The following is a 19341-nucleotide window of genomic DNA, read 5'->3' on the forward strand; positions in this document are numbered from 1 at the left end:
GGCTCTGTCAGTCAGCCAGACCTGCGCTGGCTTAGAGGTCAGTGGACTTTGTGTGCTTGATGTCTTCCCACTTGGATTCAGCTGTGGCGATCGTGCCTGCCTTGTCCTTTTGGTAGGCGTTGAAGATCTCTTCATTGAGAAAGACATAGAGCTTGCCGTTCTGCACATCTGCGAACTGCGGGTCACCGTCGAACTTCTTTCCAACCGAAACCCCATAAGTGCAAAAGCCACCATTCTGCGGCGTGTAACGCTCAGGGTTGGCTTCAAAAGCCTCCATGTTGTCTTCAGACGCAAAGTAGTACGCCACGCCGTCATGGACGGCTGTAAAGTCTGACGTGCCCGACAGGCGGTTGCCGATATCAAGAAAGGCAACCGGGTCCACACCATGCAGGCCCAGGGGCGCACCAACGGCAGTAAGGCCGGGTACGACATTGTGTTCATCAGCTGCAAAGGCAGGGGCCGTCACGGCAAGGCCCGCAAGTGCGAATGCGGCAGCGGCAATAAGTGTCTTCGACATTGGATAACTCCCATTGAGTGTTTTCAGCCACCGGAGGAATGAAGAACCCCGCATGATGCGGTGCCGGTGACGATAGGAGCGATTTGAGGGGAGCTGGACGATCTATCAACCAGCAGAGCTGTTTGGCGGACGGCCTGCAACACATCTTGGACCATGCGCAAAGTCAGGCGAGATTTGAGCCGCTATTGCTACGCTGACTGGCGGCGCATCTGGGTTGGAGCAACCCCAAACTTGTCAGAAAACGCCCGGGTGAATGCGGCTGGCGACCGATAGCCCGCCAGTGCTGCCACCTGTTGAACTGGCAACTGCGAGTCCGTCAGCAAGGACAGTGCCTTTTGCAAGCGCCAGTCTGACAAATAGTGCATGGGACCAAGTCCCACCGTTTGCCGGAACTGGTCGGCAAAGCTGGAACGCGACATGCCCACTTCAGCGGCTAGCGTTGCAACAGTCCACGGGTCACCAGGGCACTTATGGATCAACTCCAGTGCTTTTCCAATTTGTGGATCACGCAGGCCACCCAGAACTTTCGCCAGATGCTCGTCAGCCCCGATACCAAGTCGCAACAGCTCAATGAAAATGACTTCAGACATCCGTCGTACCGCTGATGCTGACCGGCCTGCATCCTGGAACACCCGCCGTGTTAGCAAGCGCAATGTTTCGTCAAACAGCGGCTCTTTGGCCCGGTCCGCAGCACTCGCCACAATGAAGTTGGGAAGAGCTCGCAAGATTGGATGATCCGCACCCTGTCGAAATGAGAAATGGCCGCACACCATTTGAGTGGACGCACTCGGGTTCCCTGATCCAACCACGAGGACGTTATCGTCCTCATAACCGGCATCCTGCAAAACAGTTTCAAGTGGCGGTGCATCACGTCCCGGCTGGTCGGAAAGCTCATGCGATTGACCGCGGGGAATGAGTATCAAGTCACCCGGACCAAGCTCGACTGTTTCATCGACGCCAGTTCGAACGTGACAGCGCCCCTGAACCACCAGGTGAAACCGAGCAACCTGCTCATAGTCCGGCACCGTGACAGCCCAGGGTGCAGAAAAATCCGTTCGAAAGTAGAGCGCACCCCTTAGCGCAAATGTGTCGAATATGTCTTCAAGAACGTCCATCAGGTGCCCCTGCTCTCAATAGCAATGACGACAATCGCACACACATAGACACACCAACGCACCCACACGATGCACAACATCGTGACTAGCATCGCCTTACGCCGCAAATCAGGGAGGTGATCAGCACAAATTGCGATAAAACAATGCAAGGACCCCTGATCCGCAGCCAAGGTTGGACCATGACGAAGCACCACACTGATCCATCGGCCCTTGCCGACGACATCATTGCCGCCACGGGCGGCAAGATCGTGCTTGCCATGCCGCTGGGGTTGGGAAAAGCCAATGTCACCTGCAATGCCCTGTTTGCCCGGGCCATGGCGGACCAATCCATCTCACTGACCATCCTGACGGCACTGACGCTGGAAAAGCCCAATCCGGGAAATGAGCTTGAACGCAACTTCATCAAGCCGGTCATTGATCGCCTGTTTGGGGACTATCCCGAGCTGGACTACGTACGGCCGCTGCGCAAAGGCGCGCTTCCAGACAACATTACGATTGTTGAGTTCTTTTTCCTGGCCGGCAAATGGCTTTCGACGCCTGCCGCACAGCAGAACTACATTTCAGCCAACTACACACATGCACTGGGCGCCATTCTTGATCGCAAACCAAATGTCATGGCCCAGATCGTGGCGCGGCGTGAAACGGCGGATGGCCCCAGAATATCGCTGAGCTGCAACCCCGACCTGACCGTTGACCTGCTCAATGCCCGCGATGAAGGCATCATCAGTCCCATCATGGTCGCGGAAGAAAACGAAAATCTCCCTTTCATGGGGGGTGATGCAGACTACGCAGAAGGTGAACTCGACCATCTACTCACAGGCCACACCTGGCCGCTATTTGCCCCGCCACGCGAACCCGTGAGCCTAACCGACCACGCCATCGGCCTGCAGATCGCACGACTGGTGCCCGATGGCGGCACGTTGCAGATAGGCATTGGCTCCATAGGCGATGCCGTGGCTGCCGGCCTGATCATGCGGCACAGCAAGAACGCAGATTTCCAAGAAGCGATCACAAGCCTTGAGGGCACCACCATCCGCGGCCCTGCACATATGGACCCATTCGACCAGGGTCTGTTTGGTGCCAGTGAAATGTTTGTGCCCGCCTTCCTTGATCTGATTGAGGCAGATGTCCTCAAGCGCGAAGTTGACGGTGTCTGTCTGCAGGCTGGCTTCTTCCTGGGGCCAACGGACTTCTACCAACGCCTGCGCGACATGGACGAAACACAGCGGGCCCGCATTGCCATGCGCCCCGTCTCCTACGTCAACGAACTCTACGGACCCGAAGCGGAGAAACGCCGCGCACGCACCAATGCCCGTTTCATCAATAGCGGCATGATGGCCACCCTCATGGGCGCTGTGGTGTCTGACGGTCTTGAAGATGGGCGCGTCGTCTCAGGCGTCGGGGGCCAGTACAATTTTGTGGCTCAGGCATTTGCACTGGAAGGCGCACGCTCAGTCATTGCCATACGCGCAACGCGCGAAGGCACAAAAGGTGCTGAGAGCAACATTCGCTGGTCTTATGGGCACACGACCATCCCCCGCCACCTGCGAGACATCGTGGTCACGGAATATGGCGTCGCTGACCTGCGCGGAAAATCAGACGCGCAAGTCATCGCCGCCATGCTGGAAATCAGTGACAGCCGCTTCCAGCCTGACCTGATGGCGCAGGCCAAGAAGGCAGGGAAGCTGCAGGCCGACTACACCATTCCCGAACACGCCTTTGAAAATACGCCCGACGGCCTGGCACGCCGGCTCAGGACAACATCAGCGAAAGGGGACCTACCGGCCTTTCCGTTTGGTTCGGACTTCACGGATATTGAACAGCGGCTCATTCCAGCCCTGGGGCAGATGCGTGAAGCATCCGCCTCTCCCCTCGCGGCCCTGCGGCTTGCGATGACGGGCCGAGGCAAGGGATCAGCAGATGAGGATGAAGCTGTTGCGCGGATGAAACTGGACGCACCCAAAGACATGCGCCAAAAACTCTATGCAGCCTTGCTGCGCGGCGCGCTGCGCAAGACCGCAACAGCCTAGTCTCTTTCCCTGGTCTCCCCAGTGGGTCTAACGCGTGTCTCTCTGGCTTTCAGAGATGGCGCTGTGGACAAAACTCACACATACCGAGCCATCGCCCACGGCAGAGGCCACCCGTTTGATAGACCCCGAGCGGATGTCACCGACGGCAAAGACCCCCGGGCAGCTCGTCTCCAGATGAAATGGCTTTCGCTCCAAAGGCCAGTTCGCGGTTTCAAGATGGTCCGCAGTCAAAGTATCGCCTGTACGGACAAACCCCTTTTCGTCACGGATGATCCTGTCTTCCAGAAAGCCCGACGCGGGTTGCGCACCGATAAACAAAAAGAGGTGCGTTGCATCCATCGCTGTGTCTTCACCGGTTTGGTTGTTGCGCACGTGAATGCGTTCCACGCCGCTCTCACCTTCAAGGCGCTGCACCTCTGTGTGAACAACAAGCTCGATGTTCGGTGTGCTTTCAATCCGCCGGATGAGATATTGCGACATGGTATCGGCCAGACTGTCCCGGCGGATCAGGATCGACACCTTGCGGGCGCGGCCGGAAAGATAGACCGCCGCCTGTCCGGCTGAGTTTCCACCGCCGACAATCACGACATGCTGGTCCCGGCACATCATCCCCTGGATATGGCTGGCACCGTAGTGAACGCCCACGCTTTCAAACTTCTCAAGACCCTCAATATCGGGCTGACGGTAGATTGCACCTGACGCAATCACAACAGCTCGCGCTTTCAATTGCCCACCGCAATCAAGTGTGAGGTGATGAAAGGGTGATCCGCAGGTCAATGCTGCGGCTTCCTGCGCCACGGCAACTTCAGCGCCGAACTTTTGCGCCTGCAGGAATCCCCGCCCTGTAAGCGCCTGACCGGAAATGCCGGTGGGAAACCCAAGATAGTTTTCAATGCGCGACGATGAACCCGCCTGACCGCCAATGGCGCATTTTTCAAGCACCACAACATCCAACCCTTCAGAGGCGGAATACACCGCAGCAGCAAGGCCCGCAGGGCCACCGCCAATGACAGCGACATCAAAGGATGCGTCAGCCGGCAATTCCGCCGTCAGCCCAAGACAATCCGCCACTTCCTTGATTGTGGGCTGCGATAGCCGCGTATGACCACAAATCACCAAGGGCTTGGGGCAGGTTTCGGCATCCAGCGCATTGCGCCGTTCAGCCGCCACGTCAGATGAGGCATCAACCACCGCATAGGGAACGGCATTGCGCGACAGAAACTCGCGGATACCGGCAGCCTGCTTGTCGGCCTCATCACCAACAATAATGATGTCACCCAGATGCTTCGAAATCATATTCATCCGCCTAAGGATGAACGCCTGCAAAACCTTCTCACCCAGCTCAGCTTCGACAGCCAGAAGATCGCGCAACAGGTCATTCGACACCTTGACCGCACGCAGGTCAGATTTTGCAGCCCCTGCAACGAAGGCACCTCGCCCGGTCATCGTGACAGTTTCACCGCTGAAACCGCCCCGCTCATGGGTATAGACGACGTGCTCACCCGCCTCGTCACGGCGCAGGATATCCATCTGCCCCTCCAGCACGAGATAGAAGGCAACGTTGCGCTCACCGATCTCCCACAGACGTGTCCCCGCAGGCACTGAAACTTCATCGCCATACGTCAACACGGTTTGGGTTTCAGCCTCATCAAGGCGGGGATAAAGCTCATCCATGCGTCCTTCGACGCCGGCCGCCCATGGCGGCGCGTCAGGGGCCGGAGATGGCTGGACATCAGACGTACTCATGGAACAACCCTCACTCTGGCATGGATATAGGCATCGGCAGGCGCACCAAGTTACCTTAGCCCGTCACATAGAAGCCAAGCCATCGCCGCCAAGTGTTCTCGCGCACGCGGAAGCCAGCATGGCCCCAAGACCATCATTGTAGCCTGGGAAAAGATGCGCCTCGATCGCTTCGAGCTCCATCAATAAAAGCTGACCTTGATGCGGTACAACATCAACGCGGGTAGCCAACGCAGGCGCTGGCATCACATCGAGGAAGGCCCGACAGGCATCAATCTCCGCCGAAGAAGGAAGGTACGCCTCGTCCGCACCCCCATGATGGGTATGGATCAGATAGTTTCCATCAGCAGGCCGCTTGCGCAGAGCGTGAGAAAACTCACGCTCGACAAATACGAACGACAGTTCGCCCTGATCCAGAATTCCAGAGATGAACGGTTGGGCAAAATGGGTGTCGGCAACCAGGTCCGCCCCATCTTCATCATGCGTTACCCTGCGCATATCAAACCCGCCGCCCCCATAAAGCGGCTTGAGCACGATCTCCCGCGAGCCCAACCGCTCTCGCAGATCGTCCACGATGGTTCCGGGACCATCAACAAAGGCACTTGGGATCACCGGTAGCCCCTTGGCTTGCAGTTCACCGAGATATCGCTTGTTCATGTTCCAAAGAATGGTCTGAGGATCATTCATTACGGGCGCAAACTTGGCCGCGCGCACAAGAAAGTCCGCGAACGCATCGGGCTTTTCTTTGTAGTTCCAGGTCGTACGCACGAAGTAGAGGTCAAAGTCATTCGAGGCTGGATCAACCTGCTCCCAATCCACCTCAATCAACTCAAGCCCAACCGCAGCAAAGGCAGGCACAAAAGCCGCTAGCTCGACATCATGCTCAAACGCATCAGGCCACCTGTCAGGCGACATCGTCAGATTGTGCTTGCAGGCAAGAAAAGCGATCTTTCTGGGGGCAGGCATATGGCACCAAAAACAGTTTGATTACGATACGGGCAAGTTCGCCAGCATAGCGACACCCGCCCGCCCCGCGACCACTTTCCCATGGGTGCAAAATGAGCCTCAAAGATGTAAGCGCCCAGCGGGATGGAAAATCCGTAGTGCTTTGAAGTCATTGGCCTTTGATTAAGACAATCATGATTAGGTACCAAGTTACCCGCACCACACTTGGCACCCTGATATGCTCAGCCTGCTGAAGACGAAATACTGGCCTGCGACGCGCGAAGGCGCCGAACTTCTGGTCGCTTCAGAGCGCACATTTGCAACCTTCTGCATCCTCGCCGGCGTTTCAGGCACGCTCGTCTCAATCACCAATATACCCTATCTGGCCGTTCACCCGGTTGAGGTTGTGGTTGGCCAACTGATCGCCATTGGATTTCTGACCGGGCCCACCTTCATCAATGGGCGCCCATCGTTCAACAGGCGAGTAACCCTGACCGGCTATGGCGTCATGACATTGTTCATCATGATGTCGCTCAGTCTGGGCAATCTGATTTCATCCACCAACCTCCTGCTGCTCCCGGCCATCGCAGCCTTCACCCTCATCCTGGGGTGGCGGTTTGGCCTCCTGACAACGGTCGCTGCCTGTGGTGCATTCGTCTTTGGCTACATCAGCCAAATCAGTACTCCCGCCGGGCCGCAGCCAGATCCTGCATTTCTGGTCAGTCTCACCTGCGGGTCAATTATTCTCTTCCTTGGCAGCACGATCTATCGCCACGAAATGCAACGCGCCACGAACCGGATTGAGGCCGAACGCAAACGCGCTATGGAGGCCGACAGGGCCAAGTCAGAATTTCTGGCCATGATGAGCCACGAAATCCGCACACCGATGAATGGCGTCATCGGCATGCTGCAGTTACTGACAATGTCTGAGATGCAAAAAGCCGATCATGAACATGCCGAGATTGCCCTGCACTCAGCTCGATCGCTTCTATCCATTCTCAATGACATTCTTGACTACTCAAAAAATGAAGCAGGCGGCCTCAAGCTCAAATTCGCATCGTTTGATCCGACCCAGCTGGCAAATGAAGTCAAAGACCTGTTCAGCCCCCTAGCCTCTTCCAAAGACGTGGCTTTGACCCTTCACGGCCTTGATGCGCTACCCCCGCTCGTCATGGGCGACCGTGAGCGGATACGTCAGGTCCTTTCCAACCTGATCAGCAATGCCGTCAAGTTCACGGACGCAGGCTCAGTGGATGTAACCTTCAAACACACACGCAGTATCGGCGGCGGGCGACTATACGTGGAAGTGCGGGACACCGGCATCGGCATTCCCAATGACCAGGTCGGCACAGTCTTTGATCGTTTCAGACAGGTTGAAGCCAGTAACACCCGTCGCTACGGCGGCACCGGACTTGGCCTCGCGATCTGCCGTCAGATCACGGAGCTTATGGGCGGCAATATCAGCGTGAGCAGCCGCCTGGGCGAAGGCTGCTGCTTCCGGTTTGACATACCTAGCGCCGCAGTTGCTGCAGGTATCGCGCCTCAGCAGACGCCAACGCCTGCATCAAAGGCCAGCCTCGCAGGCTGACGGGCCTACTCAGCAGCCTGCTTGCCTTCACGGTCCCGCAAGAACCTGTAAAGCTGCGCGTCCCAATGGCTGGTGGCTGACAGCTTAGCCCGCTTGGTCCACGGTTCGAAGTGGGGAGCCCGCACACCTTCAGGACGATCACCCAATACCGTCACACGCTGAATGACACGCTCGCCCACAAAATCATTGATTACGAAATGCTGGGTTACCCGATTGTCCCACATGCCGATCATGCCCTGGGACCAGTTGATGCGCGCCGTGAAACGCGGGTTTTGAACCCAGCGTGTGAGGAACGCGAGGAGCGCCTCGCTTTCGAACGCATTCATCTCGACTATGCGCCGCGTGAAATGCTCGTTGACGTAAAGTGCCTTCTCTCCGGTTTCAGGATGCACCCGCACCACCGGATGAATAGCCATCGCTTCGCGGTTGCCGTGCGGCCGCGCATCGTGGAGGGCTGTAAGCCCTTCAAGCATTTCCTGCATCGGTTCTGAAAGGTCAGCATAGGCAGCAATCAGATTGGTCCACATGGTGTCACCACCAGACTCCGGACACGTCACCATGTTGAGGATCGACATCAGGGGTGGCGAGTCGGTGAAGGTCAGGTCCGTATGCCACTCATCCGCAATGCCGCCTTCACTGGCTGCAAGCTCAAAGATGTGGGGGTCAGGTGCATCGGGCTTCGCAAGGTTCGGATGCGCCCCTTCCAGTTCACCGAACTTCTGTCCAAGGGTGACATGTTGTGCTGGCGTCAGGTTCTGGTCTGGAAAAACAAGAACTTTGTGTTCCGTAAGAACAGACTTGACCGCATCCACATCACTTTGGCTGGCCTCCGCCAGATTGACGCCAGTCACCTCTGCTCCCAGCGAACCCGCCAGCGGACGGATGTCCAAACTCATGCTCATATCCTGCCCCTTACGATCATGGGATCTAGTGCGTCCCTTGATCCCATTATTCAACGGAAGCCGGCGCAAGGCCAGCATCGACCGTGCCGAAAACTATTGACACTTAAAATGCCAATATTACCATGAAGCACTTGCGTATGGATTGTTGGGTTCGAATGAAGGCCTCCGGATGAAGCTATTTGCCAAGATTGCCCTGTCCACGGTGACCGTACTGTTTATAGGTGCAGCCGGTCTCTTCTGGTTTGCCTTATTCTCAGAGCGCCCGCCCCTGGCAACAGAGCAGGCGACGCTGGAAGGTGATGGCAGCCTCATCGACTATTGCGCCATCCCAGAACTCGACGGCAGCGGCAAACTGGCAGCGGACATTCCAAAGGGAAACACGCCCGGCTGCAGCTACTCGCACTTTCCCCTGCCGATACTACGCGCGTGCACAGAACCGTTGCCGGATGGCGCCGCTGACATTCGCGGCCTCTGGATTGCTGTCACCGGCAAAGTCGGACACGTAGAGCGCGTTGAGCAATGCGGCACACGGACGGTCATCACCAGCAGCGGCATCATCCACGATTCAGGCCCCAACAGCACCGGTGGCTTCACCTCCAACGACACGGAAGGCATGGTGCTGTTCACTATCGGTGACAGGGAATACTGCCCACGCACATCCGCCGGGATGACCTGGAACCAGAACATCCTTGAGTTTCGAGTATTCGGCTGGGGCCCCATCGTGGTGAAACGCTATCTCGATGGGCAACAACTCGTCTGGGAGTATGCTGATGGCAGCACGACAAGGATGAACCGTATCTGCGCATTGCCCGAAGACCAGAAGGTCCCAACACCACGCGGCCCGCGCTACTCCTTGTTCGCCACAGACTGATCAGTTGCCGGGCGACACAAGATCGCCGGAAAGCCGTTCCGCCAGCAGGTCAAAAACAATCCGAATACGGCGGCTTGTGCGCAACTCCCTGTGGGTTACAAGCCATACGGGCACCGGGACGGGCTCCATGGATGGCAGTACCTTTTCAAGGTCGGCATATCTATCTCCCGCATCATGAGTCAGGAAGGTGGCCCCGACACCGGCACGCGCAAGTTCCACAAGCAGACTGCCACTGGACGTACTGGCGCGCATGTTGTTCCGCGTCACCGGCATGCCCAGTCCCTGCAAAAACGGAACGATGTTTTCCGCTTCATCAAAGCTGATCAGGTCAAGATCGGCCATATCGTCCATGGACCGCGGTCGCCCTACCCGGTCGAGATAGGCTTTGGACGCATACAGATGCGCCGTCGTCTCATTCACCAAGCGGCCGATAAGGTCAGCCTGCTCAGGCCGTGCGTGCCGGATGGATATGTCTGCTTCACGCCGGGTGAGATCGCGCACGTCATTGGAGACGATGACCTCGACAAGAAGCCGGGGTGCAATCTCCTGAAGCTCGGAGATGATAGGTGCCAGATGGTAGCGGGCAAAAAGCTCGGTGGCCGTGATGCTGACCTTGCCCTCCACATGCTGGGACTGGCCGGATGCCGCAAGCGATACCTTCAATGCCGCGTCACCCATCGCCCGCACATGGGCCAGCACCTCATGGCCAGCCTGGGTCAGCCGCATGACGCGCGGACCGCGCTCGAACAGAACCACCCCAAGCGCTTCTTCCAGGCCCGTGACCTGCCGGCTGAGGGTCGGTTGCGTCTGCCCAAGGACGCGGGCGGCCGCCGACAGCGAGCCTTCTTCAGCCGTCGCCAGAAAAGCGCGGATTTGGTTCCAGTCAAAAGCGATTGCAGGCCAATTCATGGATTTTCGTATACCAGATCGACAAAATTCAGCAATTTCTATCTGAAATACGCATAGGTATGTAAGGGCCCAACAACACACCCACCAACACGCAGGAGCCTTCCATGGCGCATGAAAGCAAGTTCTGGGACAACATAGCGGACAAGTACTTTGCCTCTCCCATCGGCAATCCGGAGGCCTATGAGGAAAAACTTCGCCTCACCCAGGAGCAGTTACGACCGGACATGAAAGTGATGGAGTTTGGCTGCGGGACCGGCGGCACCGCGTTGCGACATGCACCACACGTCGCCCAGATTGACGCCTTCGATATCGCAGAGGCCATGCTGGTCATCGCCAGACGGCAGGCGGACGAGCAAAATGTCCGCAACGTCACCTTTCAGCGCGCTGACATCGCCGAGATGGATGTGGCGGATGACACCTATGACGCCGTCCTCGGCAACAGCATCCTGCACCTCATCGAAGACCCGGCAGCTACCGCGAAAAATGTGTACCGCTGGCTCAAGCCCGGCGGCATATTTGTCTCAAGCACCGTATGTTTGGGCGACGGCATGAACTGGCTGAAGCTCATCCTGCCCCTCGGCCGCGCCATCGGCAAGGTGCCCTATGTGCAGTTCCTCAAAGGCAACGGCCTGGTCGGCTTCATGACCGATGCTGGTTTCAAGGTCGAGACCCACTGGCAGCCCGGCGACGGCCGCACGGTGTTTCTCATCTGCCGCAAACCCGGGTAGCCAATTGGGCGACGGGCGCACCCAGGGAAAGTCCTGGATACGCCCGCTCATTTGGTCTTGATCTTTGTGCCATTCGCCGACCACTTGCCGGCGTTCAGGCGGCATCAGGTGCTGGCTTCACCCACCTGCAGGGGAGGGTCAGATACTGGCGGCGCCTCACTGCTGGCCTGCTCACTTTCAGGACCGAACACCTTCTGGTCCGGCAGGAAGGGTGCGATCAGTAGTCCGGCCACGGTCATTGGGTAGTTGGGCGCTGTGCCGATGCCAATGTTGTCGCTTGGACGTTCGTTTGCCGGATTGTGGAATGTCCCGAAGAGAATATCCCAGACGATGAACTCACCGCCGTAATTGCTGTCGCCAACTTCCTTGTTTGGGTAGTGGTGGTAGCGATGGTTGTCGCCAATCGAGAAGATGTATTCCCAAAAGCGCAGCTTCAGATCCATGTTGCCATGCTGAAACACGCCAATGCACAGCTGCATGAGGATGGCGACCATCGCTATCTCTGGAGAGGGCTGCAGCAGGGCGAAGGGCAACGCATAGAAGAACACCTGCATCACCACTTCAACAGGATGGCTGCGAATGCCGTTGAGCCAGTAAAGCCGTTTCACCGAGTGATGGGCTGCATGGAATCGCCACAGGAATGGTACTTCATGCATGGCGCGGTGAAGCCAGTAGCGGAAGAAATCCTTGATCAGGATCAGCAGGAAAACCTGTACGACACCAGGCAGCTCCGACGGCCACAGACCATGACCATACGGCTCCAGCACTTCGATCAAGCTCAGGATGAAGAGCACCTGCAACAGGTACTGGCCAAAGCCATTCCAAAAAGCGCCGGATACAAAAAAGATAATATCGACCGTCGTGTCGTTCCCGCCTTCCAGCCACTTGCGGCTGAACGGCATCAGCCGCTCAATGGGCGCCACAATAAGTCCAATGATGACCGGTACCAGCGCCAGCGTGAGCAGCGAATTGAACGTCACACCGTTGGCCGCAAACTCAAACCCCAGCCAGAGCGAGAATATCAGCGCCGCAGGAAAGATCGTGTGCTGCAGGACGCGCCGTAGCAGCGTGCCTTCCAGCCGATACGACAGCCCGTCGAGATGCCGCAGCGCCCAGTTCATGGGCAGGACAATCAGATACGCCCCGATCAGTTCAAGCAGGTTGAAGGGCAATCCAGCCCATTTCTCGAGTCGGTAGGCCATCCGGGAGGTCGGCGGCAGGGTTTTGTTTTTCAGCGCCGATGTATGCGCCTGAGCGTCAGCTTGTGTCACGTCGCTCTCTCCTTTGGGTATGGAGCGCCTGGGGGTTGGCGCTCATTGGGCAAACGGGCGGCCGGCTAGTCGCCGCGCCTCACAGGTTTAATGAACATGTTCTTTTTACTGTTCGCTAAATGCCCTGTCAACCCGGCCCAAGACAGCAAACGTGCAAGACAGGACATGAAAGGCGATCGAACACGGCCTTCGACTTGCGCCCGCGCGAAGGAAATGCCACTTCGGTATGACCAGTTACAAAAGGCAGTTTCCCGTGGCCCGACCGTCAATAACCCCAGAAAAGCGCGAAGAAATGCGCAGCCATGTGCGCGAGGCCGTCGTCCGGCTGGTCCGCAAGCGCAACATCGCACCCGGCGACACGCAGGCCTGGAACGACATCTCGATCAGAGACGTGATTGAAGAAGCCGGGATATCGATCGGGACGTTCTACAAATACTTCGAAAACCGCGCGGACCTGGCCCAGACCCTGTGGGCTGAACCGGTCGGACGCCTGCGCGACGACATGCAGGCCAGCGTCGATGCCGCCTCAGGTCCCGTCGATAAGGTCCGCGCCCTGCTCGACCACTACGTGCGCTTTGCGCTCGACAACGACCGTCTGTTCCGAAGCGCTTTCCTGCTGGTGCGCGACAAAAGCAGCAGCCCGCCGGACCAGGCAGACCTCAACGAGGAGACCTTCTACAGAAATCTCTGCGCAGCTTTCCGCGAAGGTCAGGAAGCAGGCCTCTTCAAGCCCTTCGACCCGCACATGATGGCGCAGATTTTCTGGGCTGGCATCCACGGCAGCCTCGCCCTGCCCATCAATCTGGACCGATACAAATTTGAAGCCCCCAAGGTGCTGGCCGCCCGGATGGTTGATGCATTGATGGAGCTTGTGAAAACCGACATACCGGAGAGTTGATCTCCCGCCCCCTATCGGTGGGGCCGGGTGTTCAGCTTCATACAAAATCGCCCGAAGAACTCAAGCACTCACCCCTAGGAGACACACATGACCGACGCCCCCTTTGTCGCCACCCAGCTGGACGCAGTGCGCGTCATCTCCATCAATGACGCGCCTTACAATCGCATGTCACTGGCCTTCATGGACGAATTGGAAAGGGAGGTCGAGGCTATTGCCGATGACGATGCGACACGCGCCGTCGTCATTACCGGCGAGGGGACGGAGAACTTTTCCGTTGGAATGAACCTCAAGGAGCTTGGCGCGGGCATGGCCGAACGGGGCGGCCCGGACGCCATATTCGATCAGCGCCTGAAAGTACTCGGTGCCATCGAGAATATGGGAAAACCATGGGTGGCAACACTCTACGGATATTGTCTCGGCGGCGGTCTTGAACTGCCATTTGCCTGCCACTTCCGGGTTGCTGCAGAAACCGGCGCCCAAATCGGGTTGCCGGAAGCTGATCTGGGGTCAGTGCCTGCATGGGGCGGCAGCGCCCGCCTGTGCAAACAGGTCGGCAGCACCAATGCCCTCGACATGATCCTCCGGGCCAAGAAGATTTCAGGCCCGGAAGCCTTCCGCATTGGCCTCGTCAACGAGGTTTGGCCCATGGACAAGCTGAAGGACAAGGCGGTTGCATTGGCGCAGGAACTCGCAGCTGCGCCGCGCATGACTGTCCGGACCATGATGAACAATCTGGTGCATGGCGACGAGAAGAGTCTGGATGAACTTATCCGAATGGAGCGCGAAGCCATCCACGCCTGCAACGGCACACCCGATGCCAAAGAGGGAATCCTAGCGTTCTTGGAAAAACGCGAGCCTGTCTTCAACCAGAACTAGGCGCATCCGCAATCAGAGCCACGTGAGGGCCACCAGCAGAAGAATGACCGTAAGAGTCGCCGCGATGGTGCGAAAGGTATTCCAACGCACCCAGCGCCTCTTGAAAGCCTCCGCGGTCTCGACAATCTCGGATTCTGCCACAGCGTCGAGATCCAGAGACTGAAGACGATTGTTGAGCGGTATGTTGAAGGCGATCGTTGGAACCTGGACGCAAAAAATGTAGAGCGCGCAGGCAATGATCAGCAGGCCCCCGTCTGGTCCGTCCAGTTGCAAGGCACCCAGTGCGGCCGCTGCGATCAACACAAGCGCGGACCCAAGCCAGACCAGAATGAAAACCGGTGGGTTGTTCTGAATGATCCCGTCCATAGCCTTGAATGACCTGAGAAAGTCCCGGTCGCCCAAGGTCCTGATCCCCGGCATAACCACGACCGAAAAGCAGAATACAAACCCCGCCACCAGCGAACAAAGCAAGGCCGATACAAGCACCAGAATCTGAATGAGTTCCAAAGGTGTCGCCTCCTGGCCATTGTCCCAACGTCTGCACGCCCTTGAACATTACCACCAATTGCAGACTATTGGCGATCCGTATTCGGACGGACTTTGGCAGACTGAATTGGCGGAGAGGGAGGGATTCGAACCCTCGGTACGCTTGCGCGCACAACGGTTTTCGAGACCGCCCCGTTCGACCACTCCGGCACCTCTCCGCGGGGCTTGCATGCACTCAACCCAAAGCAAATGATAGCGCACTGACGAACGGGGGCCTGTCGGCACACAGGCTGGAACCAACAGGAGACATACTATGAGGCTAGCGCTGCCAACAGCGGTCGTTTCGGGTATCGGCTATTGGGTATTCATGACCCAGGACCGCTGTGCATTTGGCTTCTATGTGAGTGTCGTAATCGGACTAACAATCGCTCTCGTCTTGCTTTGGTATCGAAGCACAGCATTGTCAGCCAATCCACATACTACAAAACCGACTGACCAACTATACAACGATCCCCCGCTGAATAGCCGAACGAAGAGCCTGTTGAAGTCAATTGGTTCGATTACCGTCCTCGCACTCTTCTGGATGGCCATAGTTGTTGGATTCTCGCTTTCGGACCACACGATCACAAGAGCAGTCTTCTTTGGTTGTTTCTTTGGTTACATAGTTTTTTTCCACGATTACGTGTTCTACCGCCGCTGTAGTCCAACCTGATCGGTTGTTCCACAACTTACGTGAAGTGCCGTGTGTCAATGAGAATGGAGCTTTGTCATTGGCGGAGAGGGAGGGATTCGAACCCTCGGTACGCTTGCGCGCACAACGGTTTTCGAGACCGCCCCGTTCGACCACTCCGGCACCTCTCCGCGGGGCATGGGCTGATGGCGCATTACGTGCCAAGCCCACTGGTCAACAGGGCGCGGACAATAGACGCGCGGTGGCGTGATCTGCAAGCGGCGGGGCTTGGAAATCCGTTGAGGCTGGTGGCCCCACCTACAAGCATCATGGTCGGACAGGTGCGGGTGGACCCCGGGTCAAGCCCGGGGATACGGAGCTGGGTGTGGGGGTCGGTGCGTCATCACCGTGTCCCCGGGCTTGGCCCGGGGCCTACTCGCTTTGGTACCAACCGCAAATTTGGAAATGCCGGTGTAGGCCGGCCACGCCAAGGCGACCTCGACACCGCCTGAAAGCGACTACCCGTCCGTGATTGCATCCCATAGGGCTGACAGGAAATCTGACAGCCAGTCGATCACGGGATCAGCCACATCAAAGAACGGGATGTAGTCCTCCAGCACATCGCGGATGTCGCTATCCAGCGCGGCTGCGAAAAGCGCGATGAGCACTGCCCAGAAGATGATGATGAGAAGTCCGCGAAACAGCGATCCCATGGGGGAGTCCCTTTGGTGTGCGACGTTGGAAGATCTAGTCGCTTAGAGAGTAGTCCACTGTCGCCACAACGCGAACCGTCTTTTCAAGCTGGCTTTCCTGACTGACACCGCCGGTATTATCCCGCGGGCGAATGACGATGACGCCTTGATTGGCGCGCAGAATGCCGCCCAGCTTCGAGCCTGAATTGTCGGCAAATTCCTGGGCACCCGTCCGCGCAGCGGCTGTCGCCTGCGCAATCAGCTCCGGCTTGATCGCGTTGAGACCATTGAAGGAGTAGGTCGGCCCGCCAAGGTCTGCCAGCACCACGCCACGGCGCACCAGCTCGCCCGTGTCGCGGCCCAGCTCATCCAACAGTTGAACATTCGTCGTCCGCAGCAGCAGGTTCTGCGCAATGATGTAGCGCGCCTGACCGATGCCGCCGGAGCGGTAAGCCTGCGCCAGGAGGTCTGTCACCTCGAGGCGTTCAAGACTGATTTCCTCTGCCTTGACGCTGCGCGACATCAAGAACTCGCGAATGGTGTCCGTATTGCCGTCAATCTCGGCCTGCACCTGCGTGAGGTCACTGCCTGCCGCTGTATAGCGCAAACGCCACATGGCGAGGTCAGCGGTTACATCCCGCTCTGCCAGCCCTTTGACGGTGACATAGCGCTCAGCCTTGCGGCCTTCAAAAAAGCCTGTGCCCACCTGCCACCCGGCAAATGCAACGCCGACCGCCAGCACCACGGCGCCCAGAAATCCAAAAGGTCCGCTATTCATTGATCCCGCTCCCACCGCCAATTGCCGGTTATGACGTACCTGCCCTCGAGGCACCTGCTATTGTTATGCGACTTTGATGATCCACGAATCGAGCAACAACATGGCAACAGTGCCACCCGACCACGCGCCTGACGAGACTTTCACGGCCTTTGACCGCCAGCGCGCATGGGCGATTCATGCCTTTACAGCGTCCGGCGCCATTATTGCCATGCTCGCACTGACCGCCGTCACCAATGGCGACCCGCAGGCCGCATTTTTGTGGCTGGGCCTGGCTTTTGTGGTGGATGGGCTCGATGGACCTCTGGCCCGTCGCTACCGGGTTCTGGAGGTTTTGCCCCGGATTTCCGGAGAAACCCTCGATCTGGTGGTGGACTACCTGACCTATGTGGTGGTGCCCGCCCTGATGCTGGCGAGCCTCGGCCTGCTGCCCGAAGGCTGGGGCGCTGCCACCGCCGGCGTGGTTCTGGCCGTGTCGCTCTATACCTTCGCCAATCGCGACATGAAGACCGATGACAACTACTTTGAGGGCTTTCCAGCCGTCTGGAATGTGCTGGTGCTCTATATGTGGGTGCTGGAAACAGACCCTTGGGCGAATCTGGCTGTGATTGCCGTGTGTGCGGTGCTCACCTTCACCCGGTTGAAGTTCACCCATCCCATGCGGGTGGTGAAATTACGGCTGGTTACCTTGGTTTTCACAGCCCTTTGGGCCGCATTGAGCCTGGTCATGGTGATGACCTATCCAGCCCCGCCCATGTGGGCTGTGGTCATCTGGATCGCGCTCATAGCCTATTTTCTGGGTCTGACGGCGCATAGGAGCCTTGTTTCAGGCAGTTAAGCGCCCCAAACGGCCAGAGGCGGCTTGACTTGAGGCCCTCAAAAAGTATGATCCGCGCCCAATCGCCGGGTATCTTTCGATCTCCGGCGGATTTTCTTTTGACCAAGGGCATCTTTGGCGCGGAACGTGTCCGCCGCCTTTCCTCGTGCCCTTCATTATATGGACGACGCTCATGTTCGCGGTCATCCGCACCGGCGGTAAGCAGTACAAAGTGGCTCAGGACGATGTCCTGTCAGTTGAAAAGCTACTTGGCGAGCCCGGCGACAAGATTGAAATTTCAGAAGTGCTGATGGTCGGTGGCGACGGTGCCCCGAAAGTCGGCGCTCCGCTTCTAGAAGGCGCTAAGGTTTCTGCCGAAGTTGTCGGCCAGAGCCGTGACCGCAAGGTACGCATCTTCAAGAAGGTCCGTCGGCACACCTATCGCCGCACGAAGGGCCACCGTCAGCACAAGACACAGATCAAGATCACTGGCATCAGCGCGTAGCACGCAGCCGACCGGTATTTTAAAGACATACGGAGACAAACAAGATGGCACATAAAAAAGCAGGCGGCTCATCCCGCAACGGTCGCGACTCAGCCGGCCGTCGTCTTGGTATCAAGAAGTACGGCGGCGAAGCCGTAATCCCAGGCAACATTATTCTGCGTCAGCGCGGTACCAAGTGGCACCCGGGCGACAATGTCGGCATGGGCAAGGACCACACGATTTTTGCAAAGGTCGAAGGCAACGTGTCCTTCCGCACCCGCGCAGGCGACCGCACCTATGTATCAGTGGTACCGGCAACCCCGGCATCAGCGGCAGCTGAATAAGAACACGGTGGACCAATTGCCACCGTTTGGTGGCAATCCATTCATGAGGCAATAGCCAACCGGGAGGGAGATGGATCGCCATCTCCCTTTTGTTTTGCTCTCTCGCCATCATGAAAGGACGTCCCATGCGGGCGCAGATGAAGACACAACGCCTACTGCTGCGGTGGTTGGAACCAGAAGACGCCAAAGCCGTGCAGGCAGGATGTAACAACTGGAACGTGGCCCGGATGCTGGCCGTGGTCCCGCATCCTTATCCTGACGGTCTGGCCGAAGAGTGGATTGCCGGACACGCCAACCAGCGCGCACGCGGCCTGGGCTCAGCCTTTGCCATCACGCTTGAAGGCACATTGATTGGTGTCGTGGGGATCGACAACCAGAAGACAGGCGAGTTCGAGCTTGGATACTGGCTGGGCGAAACTTACTGGGGCAAAGGCTTTGCGACAGAAGCAGCGCAGGCCGCCGTTACCATCGGATTTGCCGATCTCGGCGTGGGACATCTCACATCCGGCTACTTTGAAGAAAACGCAGCCTCCGGCGGCGTGCTCACAAAGTGCGGCTTCGAGTATAGTGGCAAATCCAACCGCCATTGCCTGGCGCGCGGCGAAGACATGCCTTCCCTTGATCTGGTCATGACACGTGACCGCTGGATCGATGGGCTGGTGCAACAGGGAAGCTGAAAA

The 19341-nt window shown here is 57.8% G+C and carries 20 protein-coding genes and 2 tRNA genes; 10 read left to right on the plus strand and 12 right to left on the minus strand.

What is annotated here, in order from left to right; all coding sequences use genetic code 11:
* Positions 1 to 31: 31 nt before the first annotated feature.
* Both ABXH05_RS05655 and ABXH05_RS05660 read right to left on the minus strand, forming a co-directional pair.
* Positions 32 to 517 (minus strand): YHS domain-containing (seleno)protein, encoded by a 486-nt coding sequence (locus tag ABXH05_RS05655; protein ID WP_348136176.1) that lies wholly within the window; start codon positions 515 to 517, stop codon positions 32 to 34.
* Positions 518 to 705: 188 nt separating this feature from the next.
* On the minus strand, positions 706 to 1632 hold the full coding sequence (locus tag ABXH05_RS05660) for an AraC family transcriptional regulator (RefSeq protein WP_353560158.1): 927 nt from the start codon (positions 1630 to 1632) through the stop codon (positions 706 to 708).
* Between the two features lie 179 nt (positions 1633 to 1811).
* Here ABXH05_RS05660 and ABXH05_RS05665 point away from each other — a divergent pair, with 179 nt between their 5' ends.
* Positions 1812 to 3662, plus strand: coding sequence for an acetyl-CoA hydrolase/transferase C-terminal domain-containing protein (locus ABXH05_RS05665; protein WP_353560160.1), 1851 nt, complete (start codon positions 1812 to 1814; stop codon positions 3660 to 3662).
* A 27-nt stretch (positions 3663 to 3689) separates the two neighbouring features.
* On the opposite strand, the gene ABXH05_RS05670 is transcribed toward ABXH05_RS05665, so the two are convergent.
* Together ABXH05_RS05670 and ABXH05_RS05675 are read right to left on the minus strand one after the other, a co-directional pair.
* The gene (locus ABXH05_RS05670) at positions 3690 to 5408 is read right to left on the minus strand and encodes an FAD-dependent oxidoreductase (protein WP_353560161.1); all 1719 of its coding nucleotides are present in this window, start codon (positions 5406 to 5408) and stop codon (positions 3690 to 3692) included.
* Positions 5409 to 5471: 63 nt separating this feature from the next.
* Positions 5472 to 6320: an ATP-grasp domain-containing protein gene (locus ABXH05_RS05675; protein WP_353560162.1), complete on the minus strand. Its 849-nt coding sequence runs from the start codon at positions 6318 to 6320 to the stop codon at positions 5472 to 5474.
* Between the two features lie 268 nt (positions 6321 to 6588).
* Between ABXH05_RS05675 and ABXH05_RS05680 the strand changes: the two genes are divergently transcribed.
* The gene (locus ABXH05_RS05680) at positions 6589 to 7938 is read left to right on the plus strand and encodes a sensor histidine kinase (RefSeq protein ID WP_353560163.1); all 1350 of its coding nucleotides are present in this window, start codon (positions 6589 to 6591) and stop codon (positions 7936 to 7938) included.
* A 5-nt stretch (positions 7939 to 7943) separates the two neighbouring features.
* Here ABXH05_RS05680 and ABXH05_RS05685 read toward each other — a convergent pair whose 3' ends face one another.
* Positions 7944 to 8834, minus strand: a complete 891-nt coding sequence (locus ABXH05_RS05685) for a TauD/TfdA dioxygenase family protein (RefSeq protein ID WP_353560164.1) — start codon at positions 8832 to 8834, stop codon at positions 7944 to 7946.
* A 175-nt stretch (positions 8835 to 9009) separates the two neighbouring features.
* Here ABXH05_RS05685 and ABXH05_RS05690 point away from each other — a divergent pair, with 175 nt between their 5' ends.
* Positions 9010 to 9711 carry a hypothetical protein gene (locus tag ABXH05_RS05690; RefSeq protein WP_353560165.1) on the plus strand — a complete coding sequence of 234 codons (702 nt, stop codon included), beginning with the start codon at positions 9010 to 9012 and terminating at the stop codon, positions 9709 to 9711.
* Here the strand turns inward: ABXH05_RS05690 and ABXH05_RS05695 are convergent, their stop codons facing one another.
* Positions 9712 to 10620, minus strand: coding sequence for a LysR family transcriptional regulator (locus tag ABXH05_RS05695; protein WP_353560166.1), 909 nt, complete (start codon positions 10618 to 10620; stop codon positions 9712 to 9714). It lies immediately after the preceding gene.
* Between the two features lie 104 nt (positions 10621 to 10724).
* Between ABXH05_RS05695 and ABXH05_RS05700 the strand changes: the two genes are divergently transcribed.
* The gene (locus tag ABXH05_RS05700) at positions 10725 to 11348 is read left to right on the plus strand and encodes a class I SAM-dependent methyltransferase (RefSeq protein WP_353560167.1); all 624 of its coding nucleotides are present in this window, start codon (positions 10725 to 10727) and stop codon (positions 11346 to 11348) included.
* A gap of 104 nt (positions 11349 to 11452) precedes the next feature.
* Here ABXH05_RS05700 and ABXH05_RS05705 read toward each other — a convergent pair whose 3' ends face one another.
* On the minus strand, positions 11453 to 12619 hold the full coding sequence (locus ABXH05_RS05705; RefSeq protein WP_353560168.1) for a sterol desaturase family protein: 1167 nt from the start codon (positions 12617 to 12619) through the stop codon (positions 11453 to 11455).
* 226 nt (positions 12620 to 12845) lie between these two features.
* Here ABXH05_RS05705 and ABXH05_RS05710 point away from each other — a divergent pair, with 226 nt between their 5' ends.
* Together ABXH05_RS05710 and ABXH05_RS05715 are read left to right on the plus strand one after the other, a co-directional pair.
* Positions 12846 to 13517 carry a TetR/AcrR family transcriptional regulator gene (locus ABXH05_RS05710; protein WP_353560169.1) on the plus strand — a complete coding sequence of 224 codons (672 nt, stop codon included), beginning with the start codon at positions 12846 to 12848 and terminating at the stop codon, positions 13515 to 13517.
* A gap of 87 nt (positions 13518 to 13604) precedes the next feature.
* On the plus strand, positions 13605 to 14393 hold the full coding sequence (locus tag ABXH05_RS05715) for an enoyl-CoA hydratase/isomerase family protein (protein WP_353560170.1): 789 nt from the start codon (positions 13605 to 13607) through the stop codon (positions 14391 to 14393).
* A 12-nt stretch (positions 14394 to 14405) separates the two neighbouring features.
* Here the strand turns inward: ABXH05_RS05715 and ABXH05_RS05720 are convergent, their stop codons facing one another.
* From ABXH05_RS05720 to ABXH05_RS05740, 5 genes are all read right to left on the minus strand, one after another.
* Complete coding sequence (locus ABXH05_RS05720; protein WP_353560171.1) at positions 14406 to 14900, minus strand: anthrone oxygenase family protein; 495 nt, start codon at positions 14898 to 14900, stop codon at positions 14406 to 14408.
* 107 nt (positions 14901 to 15007) lie between these two features.
* Positions 15008 to 15097 (minus strand) — tRNA-Ser (locus ABXH05_RS05725).
* A 553-nt stretch (positions 15098 to 15650) separates the two neighbouring features.
* A tRNA-Ser gene (locus ABXH05_RS05730) sits at positions 15651 to 15740 on the minus strand.
* Positions 15741 to 16067: 327 nt separating this feature from the next.
* Positions 16068 to 16262 (minus strand): hypothetical protein, encoded by a 195-nt coding sequence (locus ABXH05_RS05735; protein WP_353560172.1) that lies wholly within the window; start codon positions 16260 to 16262, stop codon positions 16068 to 16070.
* Between the two features lie 34 nt (positions 16263 to 16296).
* Positions 16297 to 17019: an SIMPL domain-containing protein gene (locus tag ABXH05_RS05740; RefSeq protein WP_353560173.1), complete on the minus strand. Its 723-nt coding sequence runs from the start codon at positions 17017 to 17019 to the stop codon at positions 16297 to 16299.
* A gap of 76 nt (positions 17020 to 17095) precedes the next feature.
* On the opposite strand from ABXH05_RS05740, the gene ABXH05_RS05745 reads away from it, so the two are divergent.
* The 4 genes from ABXH05_RS05745 (at position 17096) to ABXH05_RS05760 (ending at position 19338) form a co-directional block, all read left to right on the plus strand.
* Complete coding sequence (locus ABXH05_RS05745) at positions 17096 to 17854, plus strand: CDP-alcohol phosphatidyltransferase family protein (RefSeq protein WP_353560174.1); 759 nt, start codon at positions 17096 to 17098, stop codon at positions 17852 to 17854.
* 172 nt (positions 17855 to 18026) lie between these two features.
* Positions 18027 to 18338, plus strand: a complete 312-nt coding sequence (gene rplU / locus ABXH05_RS05750) for a 50S ribosomal protein L21 (protein ID WP_348136202.1) — start codon at positions 18027 to 18029, stop codon at positions 18336 to 18338.
* 44 nt (positions 18339 to 18382) lie between these two features.
* Positions 18383 to 18661, plus strand: coding sequence for a 50S ribosomal protein L27 (rpmA, locus tag ABXH05_RS05755; protein WP_043950092.1), 279 nt, complete (start codon positions 18383 to 18385; stop codon positions 18659 to 18661).
* Between the two features lie 125 nt (positions 18662 to 18786).
* Positions 18787 to 19338: a GNAT family N-acetyltransferase gene (locus tag ABXH05_RS05760; protein WP_353560175.1), complete on the plus strand. Its 552-nt coding sequence runs from the start codon at positions 18787 to 18789 to the stop codon at positions 19336 to 19338.
* Positions 19339 to 19341: the final 3 nt, after the last annotated feature.

It is taken from the genome of Pyruvatibacter sp. HU-CL02332, assembly GCF_040362765.1.
In the GTDB taxonomy this organism is placed as follows: Bacteria; Pseudomonadota; Alphaproteobacteria; order CGMCC-115125; family CGMCC-115125; genus Pyruvatibacter.